At 68.9% G+C, this 21,391-nt stretch carries 20 protein-coding genes and 1 pseudogene; 11 read left to right on the plus strand and 10 right to left on the minus strand.

The window, feature by feature from the left end:
* Positions 1-91: 91 nt before the first annotated feature.
* Positions 92-1,003, minus strand: a complete 912-nt coding sequence (locus tag QO011_RS07360) for a LysR family transcriptional regulator (protein ID WP_307269729.1) — start codon at positions 1,001-1,003, stop codon at positions 92-94.
* A gap of 116 nt (positions 1,004-1,119) precedes the next feature.
* Between QO011_RS07360 and QO011_RS07365 the strand changes: the two genes are divergently transcribed.
* The 4 genes from QO011_RS07365 (at position 1,120) to QO011_RS07380 (ending at position 5,806) form a co-directional block, all read left to right on the plus strand.
* Entirely contained in the window at positions 1,120-1,917 is a 798-nt protein-coding gene (locus QO011_RS07365) for an alpha/beta fold hydrolase (protein WP_307269730.1), read from the plus strand.
* A 186-nt stretch (positions 1,918-2,103) separates the two neighbouring features.
* The gene (locus QO011_RS07370; RefSeq protein ID WP_307269732.1) at positions 2,104-2,766 is read left to right on the plus strand and encodes a hypothetical protein; all 663 of its coding nucleotides are present in this window, start codon (positions 2,104-2,106) and stop codon (positions 2,764-2,766) included.
* 171 nt (positions 2,767-2,937) lie between these two features.
* A complete protein-coding gene (locus QO011_RS07375) occupies positions 2,938-5,058 on the plus strand; it encodes a PA5441 family protein (RefSeq protein ID WP_307269734.1) in 2,121 nt (706 codons plus the stop codon).
* A gap of 61 nt (positions 5,059-5,119) precedes the next feature.
* On the plus strand, positions 5,120-5,806 hold the full coding sequence (locus QO011_RS07380) for a DUF3142 domain-containing protein (RefSeq protein ID WP_307269737.1): 687 nt from the start codon (positions 5,120-5,122) through the stop codon (positions 5,804-5,806).
* A 40-nt stretch (positions 5,807-5,846) separates the two neighbouring features.
* Here QO011_RS07380 and QO011_RS07385 read toward each other — a convergent pair whose 3' ends face one another.
* Entirely contained in the window at positions 5,847-6,632 is a 786-nt protein-coding gene (locus QO011_RS07385; RefSeq protein ID WP_307269740.1) for an amidohydrolase family protein, read from the minus strand.
* Positions 6,629-7,723, minus strand: a complete 1,095-nt coding sequence (locus QO011_RS07390) for a Gfo/Idh/MocA family protein (protein WP_307269742.1) — start codon at positions 7,721-7,723, stop codon at positions 6,629-6,631. The genes QO011_RS07385 and QO011_RS07390 overlap by 4 nt, the downstream gene beginning before the upstream one ends.
* A 224-nt stretch (positions 7,724-7,947) precedes the next feature.
* On the opposite strand from QO011_RS07390, the gene QO011_RS07395 reads away from it, so the two are divergent.
* The 4 genes from QO011_RS07395 (at position 7,948) to QO011_RS07410 (ending at position 12,092) form a co-directional block, all read left to right on the plus strand.
* Positions 7,948-8,934 (plus strand): Gfo/Idh/MocA family protein, encoded by a 987-nt coding sequence (locus QO011_RS07395; protein ID WP_307269745.1) that lies wholly within the window; start codon positions 7,948-7,950, stop codon positions 8,932-8,934.
* A gap of 73 nt (positions 8,935-9,007) precedes the next feature.
* A complete protein-coding gene (locus QO011_RS07400) occupies positions 9,008-10,267 on the plus strand; it encodes an ABC transporter substrate-binding protein (protein WP_307269748.1) in 1,260 nt (419 codons plus the stop codon).
* An 81-nt stretch (positions 10,268-10,348) separates the two neighbouring features.
* Positions 10,349-11,263, plus strand: a complete 915-nt coding sequence (locus tag QO011_RS07405; protein WP_307269751.1) for a carbohydrate ABC transporter permease — start codon at positions 10,349-10,351, stop codon at positions 11,261-11,263.
* Between the two features lie 4 nt (positions 11,264-11,267).
* Entirely contained in the window at positions 11,268-12,092 is an 825-nt protein-coding gene (locus QO011_RS07410; protein ID WP_307269755.1) for a carbohydrate ABC transporter permease, read from the plus strand.
* A gap of 81 nt (positions 12,093-12,173) precedes the next feature.
* On the opposite strand, the gene QO011_RS07415 is transcribed toward QO011_RS07410, so the two are convergent.
* Positions 12,174-12,926: a GntR family transcriptional regulator gene (locus tag QO011_RS07415; protein WP_307269758.1), complete on the minus strand. Its 753-nt coding sequence runs from the start codon at positions 12,924-12,926 to the stop codon at positions 12,174-12,176.
* Positions 12,927-13,361: 435 nt separating this feature from the next.
* Between QO011_RS07415 and QO011_RS07420 the strand changes: the two genes are divergently transcribed.
* Both QO011_RS07420 and QO011_RS07425 read left to right on the plus strand, forming a co-directional pair.
* Entirely contained in the window at positions 13,362-16,580 is a 3,219-nt protein-coding gene (locus tag QO011_RS07420; protein WP_307269761.1) for an ATP-binding protein, read from the plus strand.
* Positions 16,581-16,624: 44 nt separating this feature from the next.
* Positions 16,625-16,936: a response regulator gene (locus QO011_RS07425; RefSeq protein WP_307270919.1), complete on the plus strand. Its 312-nt coding sequence runs from the start codon at positions 16,625-16,627 to the stop codon at positions 16,934-16,936.
* Positions 16,937-16,957: 21 nt separating this feature from the next.
* Here QO011_RS07425 and QO011_RS07430 read toward each other — a convergent pair whose 3' ends face one another.
* The 3 genes and pseudogenes from QO011_RS07430 to QO011_RS42520 form a co-directional block, all read right to left on the minus strand.
* Complete coding sequence (locus tag QO011_RS07430; RefSeq protein ID WP_307270922.1) at positions 16,958-17,674, minus strand: alpha/beta fold hydrolase; 717 nt, start codon at positions 17,672-17,674, stop codon at positions 16,958-16,960.
* A 102-nt stretch (positions 17,675-17,776) separates the two neighbouring features.
* Positions 17,777-18,400 (minus strand): isochorismatase family protein, encoded by a 624-nt coding sequence (locus QO011_RS07435; protein ID WP_307269763.1) that lies wholly within the window; start codon positions 18,398-18,400, stop codon positions 17,777-17,779.
* A gap of 42 nt (positions 18,401-18,442) precedes the next feature.
* Positions 18,443-18,556 (minus strand): annotated as a pseudogene (locus QO011_RS42520) (twin-arginine translocation signal domain-containing protein); the annotation flags it as partial.
* 112 nt (positions 18,557-18,668) lie between these two features.
* On the opposite strand from QO011_RS42520, the gene QO011_RS07440 reads away from it, so the two are divergent.
* Positions 18,669-19,589 (plus strand): LysR substrate-binding domain-containing protein, encoded by a 921-nt coding sequence (locus tag QO011_RS07440; protein ID WP_307269767.1) that lies wholly within the window; start codon positions 18,669-18,671, stop codon positions 19,587-19,589.
* A gap of 127 nt (positions 19,590-19,716) precedes the next feature.
* On the opposite strand, the gene mug is transcribed toward QO011_RS07440, so the two are convergent.
* From mug to QO011_RS07455, 3 genes are all read right to left on the minus strand, one after another.
* On the minus strand, positions 19,717-20,259 hold the full coding sequence (gene mug / locus QO011_RS07445) for a G/U mismatch-specific DNA glycosylase (RefSeq protein WP_307269770.1): 543 nt from the start codon (positions 20,257-20,259) through the stop codon (positions 19,717-19,719).
* Between the two features lie 135 nt (positions 20,260-20,394).
* Positions 20,395-20,547: a hypothetical protein gene (locus tag QO011_RS07450; protein WP_307269774.1), complete on the minus strand. Its 153-nt coding sequence runs from the start codon at positions 20,545-20,547 to the stop codon at positions 20,395-20,397.
* A 120-nt stretch (positions 20,548-20,667) separates the two neighbouring features.
* Complete coding sequence (locus QO011_RS07455) at positions 20,668-21,360, minus strand: TetR/AcrR family transcriptional regulator (protein ID WP_307269776.1); 693 nt, start codon at positions 21,358-21,360, stop codon at positions 20,668-20,670.
* Positions 21,361-21,391: the final 31 nt, after the last annotated feature.

Here is a 21,391-nt window from a genome sequence, read left to right on the forward strand (position 1 = left end):
GCCAGGCCTGCCGGCGGTCGATGCCGGCCGCCCATGCGTGCCATGGAAACCCGGGAGTGGACTGCAGCATAATTTCCGCGGGGCCTCCGGGCTACGGGATGGCCTGCCCATCGAGCGCGGGCCGCTGGTCCTGGAGCTGGCGCCATAGGGTTTTTGCGACCGGTCCGTGCGAGCTTCGGCGAAGCCGGACCGCCGCCAGGCGATCCGTGCGGCCCGGCAGGTGCGGACCGGCGATGCCGATCAATCGGCCGTCCCGCAGCTCGTCTTCGATCAGCCATGCCGGCAGATGGCCCCAGGCCAGGCCGTGAAGGATCAGCTCCTTCTTCATCAGCTGGTCGGGCACGGAACATTGGTGCGCGCCTTCGACGAGGAAGAAGCTCTCGGATGACGGCCGCCGCGCCGTATCGCGGATCACGCACTGCGTGAAGGGCCGCATCTGTTCCGGCGTGATATCGCTCGAAGGCCTGAACGGCAGAAAGCCGGGCGCGACCACCGGCGCCAGGGCCACATCATGGAGCTCGATCCGGTCCAGACGCGGATCCGACGGCTCCGCGCGATGAAACACAAGGTCGGCCTCGCCGTCGACGAGGCGCTCGAGCGGGCCGCCGACGGCCTCGTATTCCAGGTGCAGGCGCGTCCCGGCATGGTCGGCGAAGAACGTGCTGAGCCATTGCAGGATCGGCGGCCGCGGGCAGAGATCGCCGATGACGACGCGCAAGACCGTCTCCTCGCCGCTGGCGAGCTGGTCGGCATAGGCCTGCAGATGGTCGAGCTCGCCGAGCGCCAGCCGCGCCCGCGTGTGAAACATGCGGCCGGCATCCGTCAGGCCCACGCGGTAGCCGCTGCGGTCGAGCAGGGTGAGGCCGAGCTGCTGCTCGAGGCGCGCGACCGCGGCGAACACCGACGGGTGCGACCGGTTCAGGGCCGTTCCCGCGGCCTGGAAGCTGCCCTCGGTCACCACGGCATGGAAGCAGCTGAGATCGTGGAGCTTGATCCGTTCCATTGTCCAAAAAACCGACAGAGATTGGCCGATCTTAGTAATTTTTTCCGCGACGGGCGAGTCCTAGCCTGCGTTGGAACCGGAGCCGGGCGGCTTCACCGACGGAAGGACGCAAAGCGATGAGCGAGACCCACCATTTCACCACGGGCGACGGCTGCCGGATCGCCTACCGCATCGACGGCCCGGAGGATGGGCCGGTGCTCGCGCTCTCCAACTCGATCGCGACGAGCCTGCACATGTGGGACCGGTCCGTGCCGGAGCTCGGCCGGTCCTTCCGGCTTCTGCGCTACGATCTGCGCGGCCATGGGGCGTCGGACGCGCCGATGGGCGCCTATTCGCTCGACCGGCTCGGCCGCGACGTGGTTGAGTTGCTCGATTTTCTCGACATCCGCCGGGCGCATTTTCTCGGCCTGTCGCTGGGCGGGTTCGTCGGGCAATGGCTGGGCATCCATGCGCCCGATCGCATCGAGCGCCTCATCCTGTCCAACACCGCGTCCTGGCTCGCCTCCGAGCTGCCGTTCGACGAGCAGATCCGCACGGTGCTGGCGGCCACGGACATGAAGGCCATCGCCGACGGCTTCATGCGCAACTGGTTTCCGGCCGCGATGCTGGCCGCGCCGAACCCGATCGTCGACGAATTCCGCGCCATGGTGCTGACCACCCCGCCGCACGGGCTCGCCGGATGCTACGCCGCCCTGCGGGACGTGGATCTGCGCCGGACCATCGCGCTGATCACGGCGCCGACCCTGGTCATCGGCGGCGAGGACGATACCGTGACGCGAGCCAGCCACAGCAAGGCGATCGCCGCCACGATCCCGAAGGCGGAGCTGGTCCTCCTTCCCGGCGTGCACATCCTGAATGTCGAGCAGCCGGACCGGTTCGTGGGGGCCGTCACGAGCTTCCTCCGATCCGCGTGAAGCCGGTGGCGAGAGGGCGAAGCGGGATGGCGACGCGGCCGAGCCCGCGCGGCGCCTGAGCGTGGTCCGCTTCGCACCGCTCGATGACCGGGGGTGATGGGATGACGGTCGTGGCCCGCCTTGTCGGTGGGGCCGTACTGCATGACGGGGGAGTGGAACAGGTGCACGGAGGCGGGGGCCTGCCCGGTGTCCATTCCGGTCGGCCCCGGCCAATCCGGCGATTCTCGAAAGCGGACGCTATCCAATTGTCGGGCGTTCAGCGACGATGGCGGAAACCGCGCCTCCATCCGGATGAGCGCGGAAGACGGACGGGAGGGTTCCAGCATGCGTCTTCTCACCCTGGCGGCGCTCCTGGCTGCGTTCGGCATCGGCGAGGCTTCGGCCGAAGACAATGGCGGCAGGCTCTTCCAGATGTTCCAGAAGACCTGCGCCGGCAAGCCGGTCTCCGCCGAGGCGCTGGATGCGCGGGCGCGCGGCCTCGGCTATGTCCATCCGGACGGGCCCGTCGCGCCGGAAGACCCGACGCGGGACCCCGACGACATCCATTTCTGGAAGCTCCCCGAGCAGGGCTCGAACTTCGCCATCGATGCCTACTTCACCGGGCGCCGGGCCAAGTATCAGGTTGTCTGCGGGATGCATGCCGATACTGTCGACGTCGCCGCCTTCGTCGAGACCCTCCGGCGCGAGACGACATTGCCGGAACCGCAGACAAAGTCGGATCCGGAGACGGGCAGGGTGAGTTATGCTTGGACGGTGGAGGCGGGCGGCGGGAAGGACGTGCTGGACGTCGCGGCGTACAGGAATGGCAGGGTGAGCATCACGTTCACCTATGATGTGATCGTAAGGTAGGGCTGCGCCCAAAATCTAGAGTTTGACCCTCTCTGGGGGAGTCTCGTGTTCCGCCGGATGCTGCCTGCCGACGCCGCCCGGGATACCAGCGGATCCCAGCCATGCCTTGGACCGCGACATGACCTCCGTCTCCTTCCCACGGCCTTTCCGCACGGAGCCCCGGGCGACGCCATGACCCCATCCTTCCCCACCCGCCTACTCGCCGCGCTCCCCGTCGCCCTGCTCCTCGCCCTAGCCGGCCAGCACCCAGCCCGGGCGAGCGGCGACTTCACCTGCTCGCCATCCTGGACCCTGGCCCACGATACCTTCAGCGCGTGCGGCAACATGGCGATGCTCGCGCCGGGCAACGACACCCGCGTCAACCTCGTGCTGCTGCTGGCGGACCTGCATCCGCGCCCGAAGGCGGCGCTCGTGGCGCCGGCGGGGGCCGGGGAGGGCGGCGGCGATGATCCGCTGTTCGACTGGCCGAGCCTGAAGGCACGCCTGTTTTCCGGTCCCGGCGAATCCTTCGACGGCGGTTATGCCTCGGGCGAGGGCTCCCGGTGCCGCAGCAACGAGGCCGGCACGGAGGGGTTCGAGGCTGTCATCAACGCCGCGCCGGTGCCGGAGGCGGAGCGGGCCGCCCTGATCGCCGCGCGCAAGGGGCTGGCGCCGACCTGCGCGGACGGCAGCGCAGGGTTGCCCGACGGCATTGCGGATCAGGTCCGGTCGGCGCCGGGCAAGGCGTTCCTCGCCTATCTCCAGGGTGCGCAGGCCTTCTATGCCGGCAATTTCGCCGATGCATCGGCGCGCTTCGCCGCGCTCGGCACGGCGGATGTGCCCTGGCTGAAGGAGACTGGCCGCTACATGCTCGGGCGGGTCGAGGTGAACCGGGTGCAGGTCGGCGCCTTCGACGATTACGGCTATCCCAAGGGCGCCGACGCGATCGCGCCGGCGCTGGTCGCCGAGGCGGAAACGGCGCTCGGCGCCTATTTGCAGGCCTATCCGCAGGGCGCCTATATCAGATCGGCGCGGGGCCTGCTGCGCCGTGTCGATTGGCTGGGCGGGCGGAGGGACAAGCTCGCGGCCGAGTATGCGGCGCTGTTCGCCCTGGATGCGCCGGCCCGCGGGCTCGACGACGGGGTATTGGCCGACGAGATCGACAACAAGCTGCTGCCCAGCCTCAAGGCTGCGGACACGAGCGATCCGATCCTCCTGGCGGTGATGGATCTCGCCCGGATGCGGGCGCCGGCGAAGAGCGGGAAGGACACGCGGATCACGCCGGCCGAGCTCGAGGCGCAGCGCCCGGCCTTCTCGGGCAATCCGGCGCTGTTCGAGGAGTTGCTCGCCCTCCACGCCTTCTATGTGCAGAAGCAGCCCAGGGCCGTGCTGGGCCTGATCCCGGATGCGGCCCGGCAGGCCTCGTTCGGGCCCCTGCAGTTCAGCCGGCAGATGCTGCGCGGCATGGCGCTGGAGGCGCTTGCCGACCGCAACGCCCGCGGCTTCTGGGCGGACATGCTGACGGGCGCGACCGGACCGTTCCAGCGCCCGGCTCTGGAGCTGGCGATCGCCCTGCACGAGGAGCGCGCCGGCGCGCTGGACAAGGTGTTCGCGGCGGGATCGCCGGTGCGCAACGCGGCGATCCGCGCCATCCTGCTCGCCAATGTGGCGGATGCCGCCCTGCTGCGGCAGCAGGCGAAGGCCGCCGACGCGCCGCAGCACGAACGCGACCTCGCCCTCTTCACCCTGCTCTACAAGGAGGCGACGCGCGGCTCCCACGCCGACTTCGCCCAGGATCTGGCGCTGGTGCCGGCGGATGCGGCCGCGCAGCCCACCGACGGCAATTTCGGCAGCCTGACGGGCGACGTGGCGGTCGGCGTGTTCTCGAAACCCGACGTCGTCGGGGATTATGACTGCCCGGCGTTCAGGGAGATTCAGGCGCGGCTGGCGCGCGCGCCGCAGGACGCCAAGGCGCGGCTGTGCCTGGCGGATTTCATGCGCGTCGGCGGTTATGACGGCCTGTTCCTCGACACGCAGCCGCCGAAGACCGAGCTCGGCGGCACTCCGTCGGATTTTCCCGGCAAGCCCTATGCGCGGCTGGAGACCTACAGGGCGATCATCGCCGATCCGAAGGCGGCGGCGGCCGACAAGGCCTATGCGCTCTATCGCGCGGTCAGGTGCTATGCGCCCGCCGGCAACAATGCCTGCGGCGGCGCCGGCGCTGCACGCAGCGAGCGTGCGGCCTGGTTCCGCCGGCTGAAGCAGGACTATCCCGCGTCCCCCTGGGCCAAGGACCTGACCTATTACTGGTAGGCGGCCCGTCCGGGCTTGCGGCCGGGCGATGCGGCTCGCCGGGCCGATCGTCGCTGCGCTGATGGCGGTCCCTGCAGCGAGTCCGGCCGCGGCCGAGGACATGGTCGATGCCGGCCGCTACGACGCCTTCTGGCTGTGGGCCGGCGTCAGGCCGCAGCCGGTGCTGGCGCAGGCGCGCCGCCTCTATCTCCTGCAGAGCGAGGTCGCGGCCGGCGATCCCGTCCGCCTCGTGGCGCAGCGGCCGGCCATCCCGCGGGTGCGCGGGTCGGAGCTGTGGATGGTGGTGCGCGTCGGCACGCTGCGCTGGCCGCCCGAGGTCTATGGCCAGGTCCTGGCCCAGCTGGCGCGCTGGCGCGCGGCCGGCAACCAAGTCGCCGGCCTGCAGATCGATTTCGACGCCCGCACGCGCCACCTGCAGGACTATGCGCAGTTCCTCGCGGATCTGCGGCGTCGCCTGCCGGCGGACTGCCGGCTCGGCGTCACCGGCCTGCTCGACTGGAGCGCCAACGGCGATCCGGCGGGCCTGGCCGCGCTGGCCGGCGTCGTCGACGAGGTGGTGCTGCAGATCTACCAGGGGCGCCGGGTCATCCCGGGCTATGCGGCCTATCTCGCCAGGCTGGACCGGCTGCAGATCCCGTTCCGCATCGGCCTCCTGCAGGGCGGCGAATGGCAGATGCCGCCCGAGCTGGCGACGAACCCGTGGTTCCGCGGCTTCGTCGTGTTCCTGCTCAACCCGCCGAGCGGGTGAGTCCGGCGCCGGTGGAGCCGACCCGGCCGGTTGTGGGGCGTCAGGAGCCGGCGCCGGCCGAGGCGAGGTCGATCAGGCGTTGCGCATTCAGGCTGAAGATCTGTTCGCGGTCCGGAGCCGAGATCGCCGCCGCTTCGATGGACGCGATCACCCGGCGCGGCTCGAAGTAGGGCGCATCGCTGCCGAAGACGATACGGTCCGCGCCGACCTCCCGCACGAAGAATTCCGTCGTCCGGGGATCGTCCTGATAGGCGAGGTCGAGGGTGAGATTGCCGTTGGCCCGCACGGCGCCGACGCATTGCGCACGCTGCTCCTCGGTGAAGACGGGGTGGCCCGCGATGAAGAGAAGGTGCGGGAAGTCCTGCGCGACGCGGCCGATCGCGCGCGGGTCGGAGCGGGCGTCGGTCGTGGCGTGCAGCAGCACCAGCGCCGGCTCGTTGCCGAGCGCCTTCAGGAGATCGGCGAACACGGGCGAGTCCAGGCCGAATCCTTCGAACGTGGCATGGAACACCAGCCCTCTCAGCCCGATGTCGAGAGCGCGGCGCACCTCGCCGAGGCCGGCCCGGCCGTGACGGACCTCGACGCTGGCGAGCCCCAGCGGGAAGCGCGCGGGATGGCGACGCACGGCCTCGGCGATCACGTCATTGGCGCGCCGCGTATCCGCCAGGCCCTCGGCCTGGATGCCGCCGGCCGCGACCGAGATGATCGCCCGGTCGATGCCTGCCCCGTCCATCGCGGCGAGCCATGTCTCCACATCCTGGCCGATGCCGTTGGCGACCGTGCGGCCGATATGGCAATGCGCGTCGATGATGCGGCGTGCCGTCATGACCGCGCCTCCTCGATCGAGAGCTTGCGTCCGGCCTTGCCCGACTTGTAGGCCGCATCGAGGATGAGCTGCGTGGCGAGGCCGAAGCGGCCGTCGCTTCGCACCGGCGTGTCGTTCAGGCACGCGTCGACGAAGTGCTGATGCTCGGGCACCCAGGGGCTCTCCTCGCCATTGATGTGCATGGAGAACTCGCGGTGGTCCGGCGGTATCACCGGCAGCTTCGGCGACACCCAGCCGTTCGACAGCAGCGGATCGAGCGCCTGGCCTTCGCTCGTGAAGACGCGGAAGGTCGGCCGGGCCGCCGCGTCCCACTGGATCGTGCCCTTCGTGCCGAACACGGCCCAGCAATCCTTGAAGGCCGATGTCGCGCCGCCGGGCTCCTGCAGGCGGTTCGAGCCGGAGATCTCGAGGATCGCCTTGTCGGTCCGGATGAGGATGACGGCGGTGTCCTCGACCTTGATGTCGGCCGTCAGCGCCCCGTATTCGGCATAGACGCTCTCGATCCTCGGATTGCCGAGCAGGTAGAGCGCGTTCGAGACGTGGTGGACGTTGCCGTCGAGGATGACGCCGCCGCCGGCGAGCTCGGGGTCGAAGCGCCAGCCCGCCGTCACGTCGGGCGTGTGCCAGGCCATCATCGCCTTGAACAGGAACGGCTCGCCGATGAGGCCGGCCTCGATGATCTGCCGCGCCCGCTCGACCGGTGGCAGGAACAGCTCGAAGAAGGAGACCATCAGCTTCAGCCCGGTCTTCTCGGCGAGCGCGAGGGCCGCCTCGGCCTCCTCGATCGACGCCGTCATCGGCTTCTGGACGAGCACGTGCTTGCCGGCCTCCAGCGCCTTCCGGATGAGCGCGCCGTGCGACTTGGAGGAGGTGGCGATGACGACGGCGTCCACGTCCTTGCGCGCCAGCACGGCGTCGAGATCGGTCGAATGGCTCTCGAACCCGAAACGGGTCTTGAAGCGCAGGGCAGCCTCCTCGTCGATGTCGACGCTCGCCAGGAGGCGGGCATTCGGCACCCTCGACAGCGCGAAGGCATGGCTGCGCGCGATGCCGCCGCAGCCGACCAGGATGACGCCCAGGGAGTGAGGCATGTCGCGTCCTTTCGATCGTGTTCGGGAGAAGGGCGCGTGTCGATCCGACAGGGACAGCGCCATGAGAGAATGACAGAATGTAAGCACAAATGCTGCTGGACCGTCAAGCGGCGGCTTGACTTTGTTAGAACATACTATACATCGAACTTATGAGACAATTTCCGTCCGCCCTCCCGCAGCCTCGTGTCGCACCGCTTCGCGGCGGCGCGGTCCTCAACTGGGGCGTGCTCGCGCCCGGCGACATCGCCGGCGATTTCGTGCGCGCCATGCATGCGCACACCGACCAGCGCGCGGTTGCCGTTGCCGGGCGTTCGCCGGAGCGATCCCGCGCCTTCGCCGAGGCGCACGGCATCGGGCGCTGGCACGAGAGCCACGAGGCCCTGGTCGCGGATCCGCAGGTCGACATCGTCTATGTCGCGGCCCCGCACAGCGAGCACCGGCGCCTCGCGCTGCTGGCAATCGCCGCCGGCAAGCCCGTTCTCGTCGAAAAGCCGGTGGCGCTGACGGCGGCGGAAGCGCGCGACATCCGCGACGCGGCCAGAAGGGCAGGGGTGTTCGCCATGGAAGCGATGTGGACGCGCTACCTGCCCCAGACGGATGTCATGATGCGGCTGAAGGACGAAGGCGTGCTGGGCGACATCGAGCTCGTGCTCGCCGACTTCGGCACGCGCGGCTCGCCCGATCCGCACGGCCGCGTCTACGATCCGGCGCTCGGGGGCGGGGCTCTGCTCGATCTCGGCATCTATCCCGTCTGGTTCAGCCATCTCTGGCTCGGCAAGCCGAAGGCGATCACGGCAGTCGGCAACCTGACGCCGACGGGCGTCGACGCGCGGACGGCGATCGTGCTCGGCTATGACGGCGGCGCGCAGGCCGTGCTCAGCACCACTCTCATGGCGTTCAGCCCGGCGCGGGCCAGCGTGTGCGGCTCCGCCGGCCGGATCGAGGTCAATCCATGGTTCGCGGTCCCGGCCGGCTTCGAGCTCGTGGCGCCCGGCAAGGGCGATGTCCGCATCCCGTTCGCGAACGATACCGGGCTGGCGTTCCGGGACGGGCTCGCATGGGAGGCCGCGGCCGTCGCCCAGCATGTCGCCGACGGGCTGACGGACTCGCCGCTCCATCCCTTCGATCTTGCCATCGAGGTCATGGAGACCATGGACGAGATCCGCCGGCAGGTGGGCACGCTCGAGCGGCAGGCGCCGGGCAGGATTTGACCGAAGACTGGAACGCCGAGGGCTCTGCCCTTCAACAAGAACGATGTCTGTCTCGCACGCCAGGGAGGATTCGATGCATGGGATGCCGAAGGGAGCAGTTCTGGGACTTGCATTGGCGAGCTTCGCGCTGTCGGGCGGCGGCCTGACCGCAGCCTCTCGCGCGGCCGACGTGACGCTCACCGTCTCGCGCTGGGCCGGCCCGCAGGCGGACGCGCAGAAGGTTCTGCTCGACGAGTACAGCAAGGAGACGGGCATCGCCGTCAAGCTGGACGCGATCGACTATGGCCAGCTCAAGCAGAAGCAGATGCTCAACATGAGCACCAGGACCGGCGAATACGACCTGATCTACGTTCCGGAGGCATGGTTTCGCGAATACGCGGCCGCGGGCTATCTCACGCCGCTCGACGACTATGTGAAGGACGTGAAGCTGACCGGCGAGGGCTGGGACCTCGCCGACTTCTCGAAGGCCGGCCTCGATGTCTACACCGCGAAAGGCTCGCTGCAGGCGATCCCCTATTTCGCCCAGACGCCGCTGCTCGTCTTCAACAAGGACGCGCTGGCCGGCCAAGGCATCGCGCCGCCCAGGACCTGGCCCGAACTCCTGTCCGCCGCCGAGAAGCTCAAGCAGGCGGGCACCGGCATCGCTCTGCCGTTTCGCCAGGGGGCGGCCATCAGCAACATCATGGCGATCCTGCTTGCAGGCAATGACGGACGCTTCTTCGACGGCAACGGCAAGCTGGCGCTGCAGGAGCCTGCCGTCGTCGAGACCGTCGCCTTCATGCAGAAGCTCGCCGGGAGCAGCCTCAACGGCAGCAATGGCTGGCACTGGGACGAGGTGGCCAAGGCACTCCAGTTCGGCCAGGCTCCCATGGGCATAACCGCTTCCGGCCTGTTCAAGGCGCTGGAGGACGAGGACGAATCGAACACCGCGGGCAAGCTGGGATACTCGGTCATTCCCTACGGCAAGCATCCCGCTGGCCTGCTGCAGACCTGGGCCTGGGCCGTCCCGGCCGACAGCCGGAACAAGGACCAGGCCTTCAGGCTCGCGGCCTGGCTGGCCAGCAGGAAGGCGCTCGCCGAGATCAGCGCCGCCGATCCGTCCTTCATCAGCTTCCGTGCGTCGCTGTCGTCCGATCCGGACATCGCCAGGCGGGCGCCCTGGCTGGCGGCCGCCAACGAGGCTCTCGCGAGCGGCGTGACGCTGCCCCTGCAGCCCGCCGCGCCGCAGCTGCTCGATGCGCTCGCGACCGGGCTTTCCGGCGTCGTCACCAATGGGGACGATCCGGCCGCCATGCTCAGGCACGTGCAGGACACCCTGGCCGCCAAATTCTGAGAGAACTGCCGGGCGAGGCCGCCTTGCGCGTCGATCGCAGGGCGGCCTCGGCAATGCAATCGCACGTGCGGACGGATCGCCATGGTCGTTTCACAAGAGTCTCCGCGGGCCGAGAGCGCCTATCTCAGACGGGACCAGCAGCTGGCGGTTCTCCTGCTGCTGCCCGCGGCGACGGCGATCATCGTGGTCATGATCCTGCCGCTCGGCTTTGCCTTCTACGCCAGCTTCTTCGACTACAGCCTCGGCCAGGAGGGGAGCATGACGTTCGTCTTCCTGGAGAACTATCTGCGTTTCTTCTCCGACCCGTCCGCGCTGCGCGCGCTGCTCAACACCGTGCTGCTCACCGCGCTGTCGCTGGCGCTGTGCCTCGGTGTCGGCGTGGGCATCGCCGTGCTGCTCAAGGAGATCGGCCCCAGGGCGGCGAATGTCCTGCGCGCCATCTTCGCAATGCCGATCCTGATCTCGCCGATCATCGTCAGCCTGATCTGGCGCTACATGTACGACCCGACCTACGGGCTCCTCTCCTATCTCCTGGGCCTGGTCGGGCTCCGGGATTTCGGCGGCCTCACGAGCTCGGCCACGGCGCTGGTCTGCATCGTGATCGCCGATGTCTGGCACACCGCGCCGTTCATCATCCTGGTTGCCTCGGCAGGCCTCACCGTCATTCCGGAGGAGCTCTACGAGGCGGCGCGGCTCGACGGGGCTTCCGCGCTGCGCATGCTGGTGCAGATCACCCTGCCGCTCATGGCCAAGGTGCTGACGGTGCTGATCCTCATCCGCGGCACCGACGCCTTCCGCACCTTCGATCTGGTGTACGGCCTGACGGGCGGCGGCCCGGCGAACGCGACGACGACGCTCAGCGTCTACGCCTACAAGGAAGCTTTCGAGAACAGCCAGATGGGCTTCGCCATGGCCGTCTCCATCGTCACGCTGATCTGCCTCGCGGTGCTGTTCGCGCCTCTGATGCGCAATCCGGCGCACCAGGCGGAGATCTGAGGCCATGGGCAGAAAACGCAGCCATTCGATCGCGATCTGGACCGTGCTGATCCTGTTCGCCTTCTGGACCGTGGTTCCGATCGCCCTGGTCGTGCTGAACTCCTTCAAGCGGGCAAAGGACATCTTCACGGTCTCGCCGAGGCTCGTGTTCACCCCGACGCTCGACAACTACGTCAACGCCTTCACCAAGGCGAACTTCGGCCTTTACTATGTCAACAGCGTCATCGTGGCGCTCGCCTCCACCGTCATCGTCATCGTGACGGGCACGTTCGCGGCCTATGCGCTGACGAGCTTCCGGCTGCGCTCGGCCAACACGATCGCCAACGGCTTCCTTCTCGGCAAGCTCGTGCCCGTCATCTCGATGCTGCTGCCCCTCTTCGTCATCATCAACGCGATCGGGCTGCGCGGCACGCTGGCCGGCCCGACCATCGCGCATGTCGCCCTCAACCTGCCTTTCGTCATCTGGCTGATGATGGGCTTTCTCCGCGATGTCCCGCCCGAGCTGCAGCAGGCGGCCCTGATCGACGGATGCACGCGCATGCAGACCTTCTGGAAGGTGTTGTTCCCGCTGATCCTGCCGGGCGTCGCGGCAGCCTTCGTGCTCAGCATGCAGTATTCCTGGAACGAGCTCCTGTTCTCGCTGCAGCTGACCAACCTGGACACCTACACGCTGCCGGTGGGCATTGCCGGGTTCGTCGGGGCGATCTCCGTCGACTGGGGCCTCAGCAGCGCCGCCGCGACCGCGACGATGGTGCCGCTCATCATCGTCGGCTTCTTCGTCCAGAAGCACATCGCCACGGGCACCACCGGAGGCGCCGTCAAGGGGTGAGGGACAATACGTCGAAGTCCACCGCCCCAAGCCACGGTCCGGCCCGATCAGAAGCGGGGTCTGCCGTTTCGGGACAGGCGCCTATTTCTCGACCAGCGTCATGTTGAGCGAGTAGATGTCGGGATGATAGGCGTTCCAGCCGATGTCGACGGAGCGGCCGGACTGATCGAACACGGTGCGGATGACGGAAAGCACCGGCTGGGTCGATTTCGCCATGCGCAAAAGCTTGGCCTCTTCCTTGGTGGCCGTGCGGGCGGTGACCGATTGTCGTGTGACCTTGGGTATCGTTCCGCGTGACCGCATGATCTTGTAGAGATCGTGCATCTCGAGCTGGTCCTGCGTCATGGACAGAAAGTCCGGATGCAGGAAATCCTCGAACACCGCGAAGGGCACCCCGTTGCTGAACCGCAGGCGGCGGGAATGCAGCACGGTCGTTTCCGGCGGCAGACCGAGCTTGTCGAGGATCTCCCGCGCGGGCACGATCTGCTCGTGCAGCAGAACGCGGGTCGACAGGTCGTGCTCGCCGAGCTGCAGGTCGTCCGACAGGCTTGAGATGTTGATCTCGCGAAGCGGCTGGCCGCCGACGACCTGCGTGCCGATGCCGCGCTGGCGCACCAGCAGCCCCTCGTCGACTAGGTCCTGGAACGCCCGGCGGATCGTCGGGCGTGAAATGCCGAGCTGCTCCACCAGCGTCTGCTCGTTCTCGATTCGCGTGCCCGCGGCGAGCTCGCCGCTGCCGATCGCTTCGCGAAGCCGCTTGGCGATCTGGTAGTAAAGCGGGATGGGGCCGGCGCGATCGAGATTGAGGAACAGGTGCTGGATCGAGGCGGTCATCACTGGAAAAGCCGAGTCAGGTATGAAGGATAGGACAATCATACATGCTTGTCTGCAACCTGTGCAATTTCGGCGGGAGCCTTTGAGCCCGGCGGCGGCCGAGCCTGCCGTTGGCCCTCAGGATCTCGGCCATCGCGCTTTCCCGTCGAGCAGCCGCGCATGCCCGCGCGCGCCGGCGATCGCGGGAACCTGGGGCGCCCCATCTGAATTCAATAGCGCCGGGACCACCCGCGCGACCCCGGAGACCGTGACGGATATCGCCCCGATGCCTCGCCCCACAGCGCTTTCGACCGACCCGCGAACGCCGCGGCCGATGTGGACAGGGCGCCTCCCGCCGGATCGGGCCGTGCCTCCGCGGCCTTTGCCTGCCGTGGCGCGGACGATAGGGTGTCGCAAAGGAAGCTCGCAGGCAGTCATCAGGGGGCGGAGGTGGACGTGAAGCTTTCCAAGCCGCTGGCCCCGGCGTTCCTCCAGGGGGGTGGCGAGATGGGCGGGCTGATCCGCTCCAAGGATTGGGCGGCGACCCCTCTCGGACCACCGCAGACATGGTCGATCGCGCTGACGACGATGGTCAGCCTGATGCTGGCCAACCGGTTCCCGCAGCTGCTCTGGTGGGGCCCCGACTACATCTCGATCTACAACGATGCCTATCGGCCGGTTCTGGGCGAGAAGCATCCCTGGGCGCTCGGCAGGCCCTTCCGCGAGGTCTGGCCCGAAGTCGCCCACATCCTGGGGCCGCTGATCGACACGCCGTTCCACGGCGGCCCGTCCAGCTGGACCGACGACATCCAGCTCGAGGTGCGCCGCCACGGGTTCGACGAGGAGACGCACTTCACCTTCGCCTACAGCCCCACGCCCGACCCAGCGGCGCCGCGCGGCATCGGCGGCGTGCTGGCCACCGTCAGCGAGATCACCGAGAAGATCGTCGGGGAGCGCCGCCTCGCCGCGTTGCGGGACCTCGGCGCGCGCACCGGCGACGCCCGGTCCGCCGAGACCGCCTGCGCCCACATGGCCGAGGCGCTCGCCGCCCACGCCTATGACGTGCCCTTCGCCCTGATCTATCTCATGGAGGAGGACGGCCTGCAGGCGCGCCTTGCCGCCGTTGCCGGTGCGCAGGCCGGCGATCCGGCGGTCCCCGAGGTCGTCGAGCTGGGATCAGAGCAGGCAGCCTGGCCGTTCGCCGACGTCGCGGCCGGGGCGCATGCCGTGACGGTGGAGGATCTCGACCGGCGCTTCGCGCGGCTGCCGCCGGGGCCGTGGCGCGATCCGCCGCGGACCGCCCTGGTGGTCCCGCTCATGGTCGCTAACCGGCTCGTCGGCTTTCTCGTCGCCGGCGCGAGCCCGCGCCTGCGCCTCGACGACGACTATCGTTCCTTCTTCGATCTGGCGGCCGCCCAGATCGCCACCGCCGTCGGCAATGCCCGGGCCTATGAGGCGGAGCGGCAGCGGGCCGAGGCGCTGGCGGCGATCGACCGGGCCAAGACCACCTTCTTTTCCAACATCAGCCACGAGTTCCGCACCCCGCTGACGCTGATGCTGGGCCCGCTGGAAGACGCGCTCTCGGACGGGGACCATCCCCTGGATGCCAGGCAGCGCGAGCGGGTGGACATGTCGGCGCGCAACGGGCTGCGGCTGCAGAAGCTGGTCAACGCCCTCCTGGACTTCTCCCGCGTCGAGGCCGGGCGGATCGAGGCCGTCTATCAGCCGACCGATCTTTCGGCCTTCACCCGCGACCTCGCCAGCAGCTTCCGCTCCGCCTGCGAGAAAGCCGGCCTCACCCTGTCGATCGAAGCGCCGCCTCTCTCCGAGCCGGTCTTCGTCGACCGCGAGATGTGGGAGAAGATCGTCCTCAACCTCCTGTCCAACGCCTTCAAGTTCACCTTCGAGGGTGGCATCACTGTTGCGGTGAGCGCCGAAGGCCGGGAGGCGGTGCTGACGGTCCGCGACAGCGGCGTCGGCATTCCGGACAACGAGCTGCCCCGCATCTTCGAGCGGTTCCATCGGGTTGCGGGAACCCGCGGCCGCACCCATGAAGGCACGGGCATCGGCCTGGCCCTGGTCCAGGAAATGGTCAATCAGCACAAGGGCCGGATCGCGGTGGAGAGCCGGCCGGACGAGGGGACGACCTTCATCGTCCGCCTGCCGCTGGGGCGCGGCCATCTGCCCAGGGACCGGATCGAGACCGGCCGCGGCCAGCCCTCCACCGCCATCCGGGTCGAGGCCTTCGTCGCCGAGGCGCTGCGCTGGCTGGATGCCGTGGGAACCGACGGCGTCGAGGCGTCGCTGCCGCCGGAGGCCGGGCCGCGGCCGGGCGTCCTGGTGGCCGACGACAACGCCGACATGCGCGAATACCTGCGCCAGCTGCTCGGCCAGCGCTATCGGGTGAGGCTGGCCTCCGACGGCGACGAGGCGCTCGCGGCGATCCGCTCCGCGAAGCCGGACATCGTCCTGGCGGACGTCATGATGCCGGGGCTGGACGGCTACGGTCTGCTCGACGCCCTGCGGGCCGATCCCGCCACGGCGGACCTGCCGGTGGTGCTGCTCTCCGCCCGCGCCGGCCAGGAGGCCACGATCGAAGGTCTGAACGCCGGCGCCGACGACTATCTCGTCAAGCCTTTCAGCGCCCGGGAGCTGATCGCCCGGCTTGCGGCCAATCTCGAGCGGGCCCGCAGCCGCCGTCAGCTGCGCGACAGCGAGGAGCGGTTCCGCGCCCTGGTCAGCGCCACCTCGGACGTGGTCTATCAGATGAGCCCGGACTGGCGGGAGATGCGCGCGCTGGAGGGGCGCGGCTTCCTGGCCGATACCGATGCGCCCAGCATCGCCTGGATCGACGCCTACCTCCTGCCGGAGGACCAGCCGCAGATCCTGGCCGCCATCGCCGCGGCGATCCGCAGCAAGTCGCCCTTCCAGATGGAGCATCGCGTCCGCCTGGCGGACGGAGCGGTGGGCTGGGTCTTCTCGCGCGCGGTGCCGCTGCTCGACGGGCAGGGCGAGGTCACGGGCTGGTTCGGCGCCGCGAGCGACGTGACCGAACGCAAGCAGATGGAGGAGCACCTGCGCCTGGTGGTCCACGAGCTCAACCATCGGGTGAAGAACAATCTGGCGATGATCCAGGCCATGGCCGCCCAGACCTTCCGCGGCCAGAACGACGGCGGGGCGGCGCAGGCGGCGTTCACGGCGCGGCTGGTGGCCCTGGCCCGCGCCAACGATCTCCTGACCGGCGAGCGCTGGGTCGGGGCGTCGCTGGAGCATGTGCTGGAGCAGGCGTTGGAACCCTATGGCGTCGGTCAGCAGGCGCGATGCGTGATCGAGGGCCCGGCCGTGGCGCTGTCGTCCAAGACCGCATTGTCCCTGGCGCTGGCGACGCACGAGCTGGCGACCAATGCGGTGAAGCACGGCGCCTGGTCGACGGCACAAGGCAAGGTCTCGGTGGCCTGGGCGGTGGAGGAGGCCGAGGGCGGGCCCCGCCTGCGCTGGCAGTGGCGGGAGAGCGGCGGGCCGCCCGTGTCGCCGCCGGCGCGGCGCGGCTTCGGCTCCCGGCTGATCGAACGCGGCCTCACGGCGGAGATGGGCGGCGAGGTCCGGCTGGATTTCCGGCCCGAGGGCCTGGTGTGCACGATCGACGCACCGCTGTCGCCGGACGCGGCGGAGTAGCCGGGGTGGTCGGGCCGCTCCGCATCCTCGTCGTCGAAGACGAGATGACGATCGCGCTGTTGATCGAGGACATGCTCAACGAGCTCGGGCACGAGGTGGTGGGCCTGGCGATGCGGCTCGCGCCGGCGGTGGAGTTCGCGCGCACCTGCGCCATGGACTTTGCGATCCTGGACGTGAATCTCGACGGAAAGACATCCTTCTCCGTCGCGGACATCCTGAGGGAGCGCGGCCTGCCGTTCGCCTTCGCCACCGGCTACGGTCCGTCCGGGATCGAGTCCCGGTTCGCGGACTGCCCCGTCCTCAAGAAGCCTTTCGACATCGCGATGTTGAAGGCCGCGCTGCCGCCGACGGCGTGAGGTCCGGTTCGGCTGCGGGCGCTATCGGGTCTGCGAGGCAGCGGCTTCGATGAACTTCGCGACCGCGGCGGGCTGCGACACATAGATCGCGTGGCTGCCGGCGTGGTCGGCGGTCCTGGCGCCGGCGCGCCTGGCCATCATCCGCTGGACGTCGACGGGAATCATCCGGTCGTCGGTTGCCACGAGGTACCAGCTGGGCCTGCTCTTCCAGGCGGGCTCGGTGATCGCCCCGTTCAAGGCATCGAGGCCCCAGGGGACCTGGGAATCGGCCATGAAGCGGGCGAGGTCGGGCTTCACGTCCGCGGCGAAGGAGGCGACGAACTTGGCCTTGTCGAGGGCCAGGAAGCCGTCGACCGGCGGCACGATCGGGGGCACAGGCGCTCCGGGGGCGGGGTTGGAGGTGAGCTTGGCCACCGACTCTCCCTGGTCCGGCGCGAACGCCGTGATGTACACCAGGGCGGCGACCTGCGGGTCGGTGCCGGATTCGGTGATCACCGCACCGCCATAGGAATGGCCGACGAGGATGACCGGCTTGGTCTGGGCATGGATCGCAGCCCTGGTGGCCGCGACATCGCCCTTCAGCGAGATCGTCGGGTTCTGGACGATGGTGACGTCGTAGCCGTCCTTCTTCAGGATGGTGTAGACGCCTTCCCAACCCGACCCGTCGACGAAGCCGCCATGGACGAGGACGATCGCCTTGTCCGTCCCCTTGGCCTCCGCCGATCCCGCCGCGGCCATCGCCGCAACGGCCATGGCCGCTCCTGCAAGGAGCTTGAGCATCATTGTCATCGTCCTCTCATCGCTCGAATGGTGTCGGGCCGGCCGAGGTGCGGCCCGGTGTCATTTGCCGCGCGCCTGGGCGATCTGCCCGACCAGCTTGGCCCAGGGCATGTCGAGAGCCGCATAGACGGCGCCGGCCTCGGGCCGCCCGTTATCCCCCAGGATCTCGACCATCAGCGTCGCATAGTCGGAGAGGATGACGCCGGCCTGGAGCATGCGCAGGAGACCGGCCTCGCGTTTGGTCTCGCTGAAGGTGCCGGATGCGTCGACCGCGACATAGGCATCGTGGCCTCTGCCGATCGCTGTCATGGCCGGAAAGGCGGCGCAGACTTCGAGGGAGATGCCGGCGAAGATCAGCTTCTTGCGGCCGGTCGCCTCGATGGCGCGCGCCACGGCCGGATCATCGAAGGCGTTCACCGACGAGCGGTCGATGATGCCGACGCCCGACAGCGCCTCGACCAGCTCGGGAAAGGTCGGGCCCCATAGGCTGTCGCGCGCCGTGGTCGTGGCCACGATCGGAAGGTTGAGCGCCTTGGCCGCCTTCGCCAGGGCGACGACGTTGTGCTTGAGCTCTCCCGTCGAGTAGTCGCGCACGCCGGTCATCAGGCCGATCTGGTGGTCGACGAGAATGAGCGCTGCGTTCTCGGACGTGAGCGCCTCATAGGGGCGGGCTTGGTCGGTCATGGCCTTCTCCTGCGGTCGGCTTGGCTGGGATGCGGCGGCGAGCGAGGGGGCGAGTCCCATGACGGTCGCCGCTGCTCCGATCGCTGCCGCCTGGAGGAACTGACGCCGTTCCATGGATGCTCCCTTGCCGGTCCCGGGCGGGCCACCGCGGCGCATCCCGGGTCGCGGCCGTTCGGCGGCGACGGCGGAAACCTAGGCGCTGGATCTTCGGCTAAGAAGTCGGCAAAATGCCAACTCAGCGTCCGACATGTTGGACGATGGAGGGGGCGTGCTCGATCTCAACGACTTCCATCACTTCGTCCAGGTGGTGGACCGCGGCGGCTTCACGGCGGCGGGACGCACGCTGCGCATCCCGAAGTCGACGCTGAGCCACCGGATCCAGCAGCTCGAGGCCGAGCTCGGCGTTCGCCTGCTCAATCGCACGTCGCGGCGGTTCGGAATGACCGACGCCGGCCAGGAGTTCTATCGGCATGCCGTCGCCATGCTCCAGCAGGCGGAGCAGGCGGAGACCGCGATCCGTCATCGCTTGACCGAGCCGACCGGCACGGTGCGATTCACGGCCGGCATGGCGACGGCGCAGTTCGCGATGCGCGACATGGTCGCGGACTTCCTCGTCCGGTTTCCGAAGGTGAACGTCGTCGGTCACGCGACGGATCAGGCCGTCGACATCGTGGGCGAGAATTTCGATGTCGCGATCCGGGCCCATTCCGCGCCGCTGCCGGACTCGACGCTGGTGCAACGGACGCTGGCGCCAGCGCCCTGGTTCCTCTTCGCCGGCGCCGCCTATCTCGACGCCCATGGCGGATTGGAGACCCCGCAGGATCTCGCCCGGCATCCGTCGCTTTTCATGATGCGGACCGGGGTCGCCCCAAGCTGGCGGCTGCGCCATTCGAGCGAGGGCAAGGACGAGGTGGTCATGCCACTGACGCCCCGCCTTCTGAGCGACGACATGATCGGTCTCAAGCAGGCGGCCATAGCCGGTCTCGGGATCGTGGCCCTGCCGGGCTACATCTGCCGCGACGACCTGCGATCGGGGCGGCTGCGCCGTGTCCTCCCGCATTGGCTCGCCGGCGATTCCACGCTCACGGCTCTCATGCCCTATCGACAGGGCCTGCTGCCGTCGGTTCGCGCCTTCATCGATCACCTGGCCGCGGAGGTCCCCAAGGTCGTGCTCATGGAGGTCGTCTAAGGCATCGGACGAACGAGACGGCCTCCTCGCCCCAGGACCTGCATGCGAATGAATGCCGCTGCTGAGGCGCGCGGAACCTCCCTCCCAATCCGGGGCGGGATTGATCGACGGTGGCCGGCCTGTGCTCTCAATCGGCCGCCAGGCTTTCTCTCGAAGGTCGGCTCTGGTCCGCCGCCTGGTGGAGCTCACGATAGGCGCCGACCAGCTGATCGAGGCTGAACGCCAGATTGCGTCCGCTCGGATTGGGCAGGACCCACGCCGCGGCGCCGCCGAGGGGGACGGGCTGGGGTCCCCAGGCGACGTCCCGTCGGCCGGACAGCGCGCAATACGCCGCCTTGCCGAGAAAGGCGACGAAACGCGGCGCATGGCGCGCGATCTTGCGTTCGAAATGCCCGGCGGCAGCGACGAAGTCCTGCATCGACAGTTGATCGGCCCGCGCCGTCGGCCGTTCGACCACCGTGGTCAAGCCGCATCCGTACCGCAGGATCGTGCGGTCGTTCTCGGGACGGATTTCCTCCGGCGTGAAGCCGGCGAGATGGATCACCCGCCAGAAGCGATTGCTCCGTCCGGCGAAATGATGGCCGGCGGCGGCCGCCGTCATGCCGGGATTGATCCCGCAGAAGACCACCGCGAGCCGCTCTGCAAGGATATCAGGGAGCGCATCGGCCATGGCGTGCCTCACGAGTTCCGCGAAGCCCGAGGGTGGTCATCCCGTGCCCGCCCGGTCAATTCGGGCCTCGGTCGCGGGCCGCCGGAGACTTGCGGTGTCGCCGTCATCCGTCCGCTATCGCGGCCCGCCGATGGCTCACGGCAGGTGCACCAGCCCCGCGACGTAGCTGGAGGCGAAACCGGCAACGACGGCAGGGGCGGCAACGTGCATCACCATGACGCCACCGCTCAAGCCCGCCGGGACGAGCCCGGCCTGTGCGAGGGGGAGGAGGATGAGGGCGACGATCATGTCGAACGGGACTCCCGGGAACCGGCGGCCTGCGCGGCATGGCCGCCCGACGTCTGCCATCTGGCGCTGGACTGCAAGGCCCGCGTAACGGGTACGGCGAAGCAGTGCAAGCCGAGTTTGTCATCCCGCCCGGTTTGGGGAGGATCGTCTCCTCGCGGACGCATTGTCGGCGAGATAGCCGGTGAGCAGTCCGCACAGGATGTGGGCCAGCCGCGGCTCGACCTCGACGATGGCGTGCGCCAGGAGCGGCTCCTGGCGATAGAGGGCCGCCACCGCCGGACCAGGGGTCGCCATCTGCCACAGCGCCCCGGCCATGCCCGCCGCCGTCGAGACGACGTCGATCGACTGCGGCTCGGAAAGGCCGAGCAGGCGCATGAGGTCGGCGCGAATGGCCGCAACCTCCTGCAGCGCCGTGAGCTTGAAGGCACGGACACCCTCCAGCGATGCGTTGCGTTCGAGATTGAGAGGAACGTGCGCAAGGAGGTCGCAGAACAGGGGCCGTTCGGCGAGGGTCCGCGCGAAAGCTTCCGCCACCGCCCGGGGGTCATGCCCTGCGATCTCCGAAAGGCGGCCACGCAACGCCGCGGACCACTCCCGCCAGCCCTGGCCGGCCAGCACGAGAAATATCTGCTCGCGGGTCTGGAAATATCTGAGCAGGGCCGACTTGTGCATGCCGATGGCGTCGGCGATCTCCGTGAGCGTGATCGCCCGGATGCCGTGTTCCGTGGCGAGCGAACGGGCGGCTTCCAGAATATCGGTCTCGCGCCGCTCCTTGGCCTCGGGACTGCGAGCGCGCTGAAATGTGTGCGACATGGGCGTGATCTACCGACGTTGCGATCCGCTC

The sequence above is a fragment of the Labrys wisconsinensis genome (assembly GCF_030814995.1).
Lineage (GTDB): Bacteria > Pseudomonadota > Alphaproteobacteria > Rhizobiales > Labraceae > Labrys > Labrys wisconsinensis.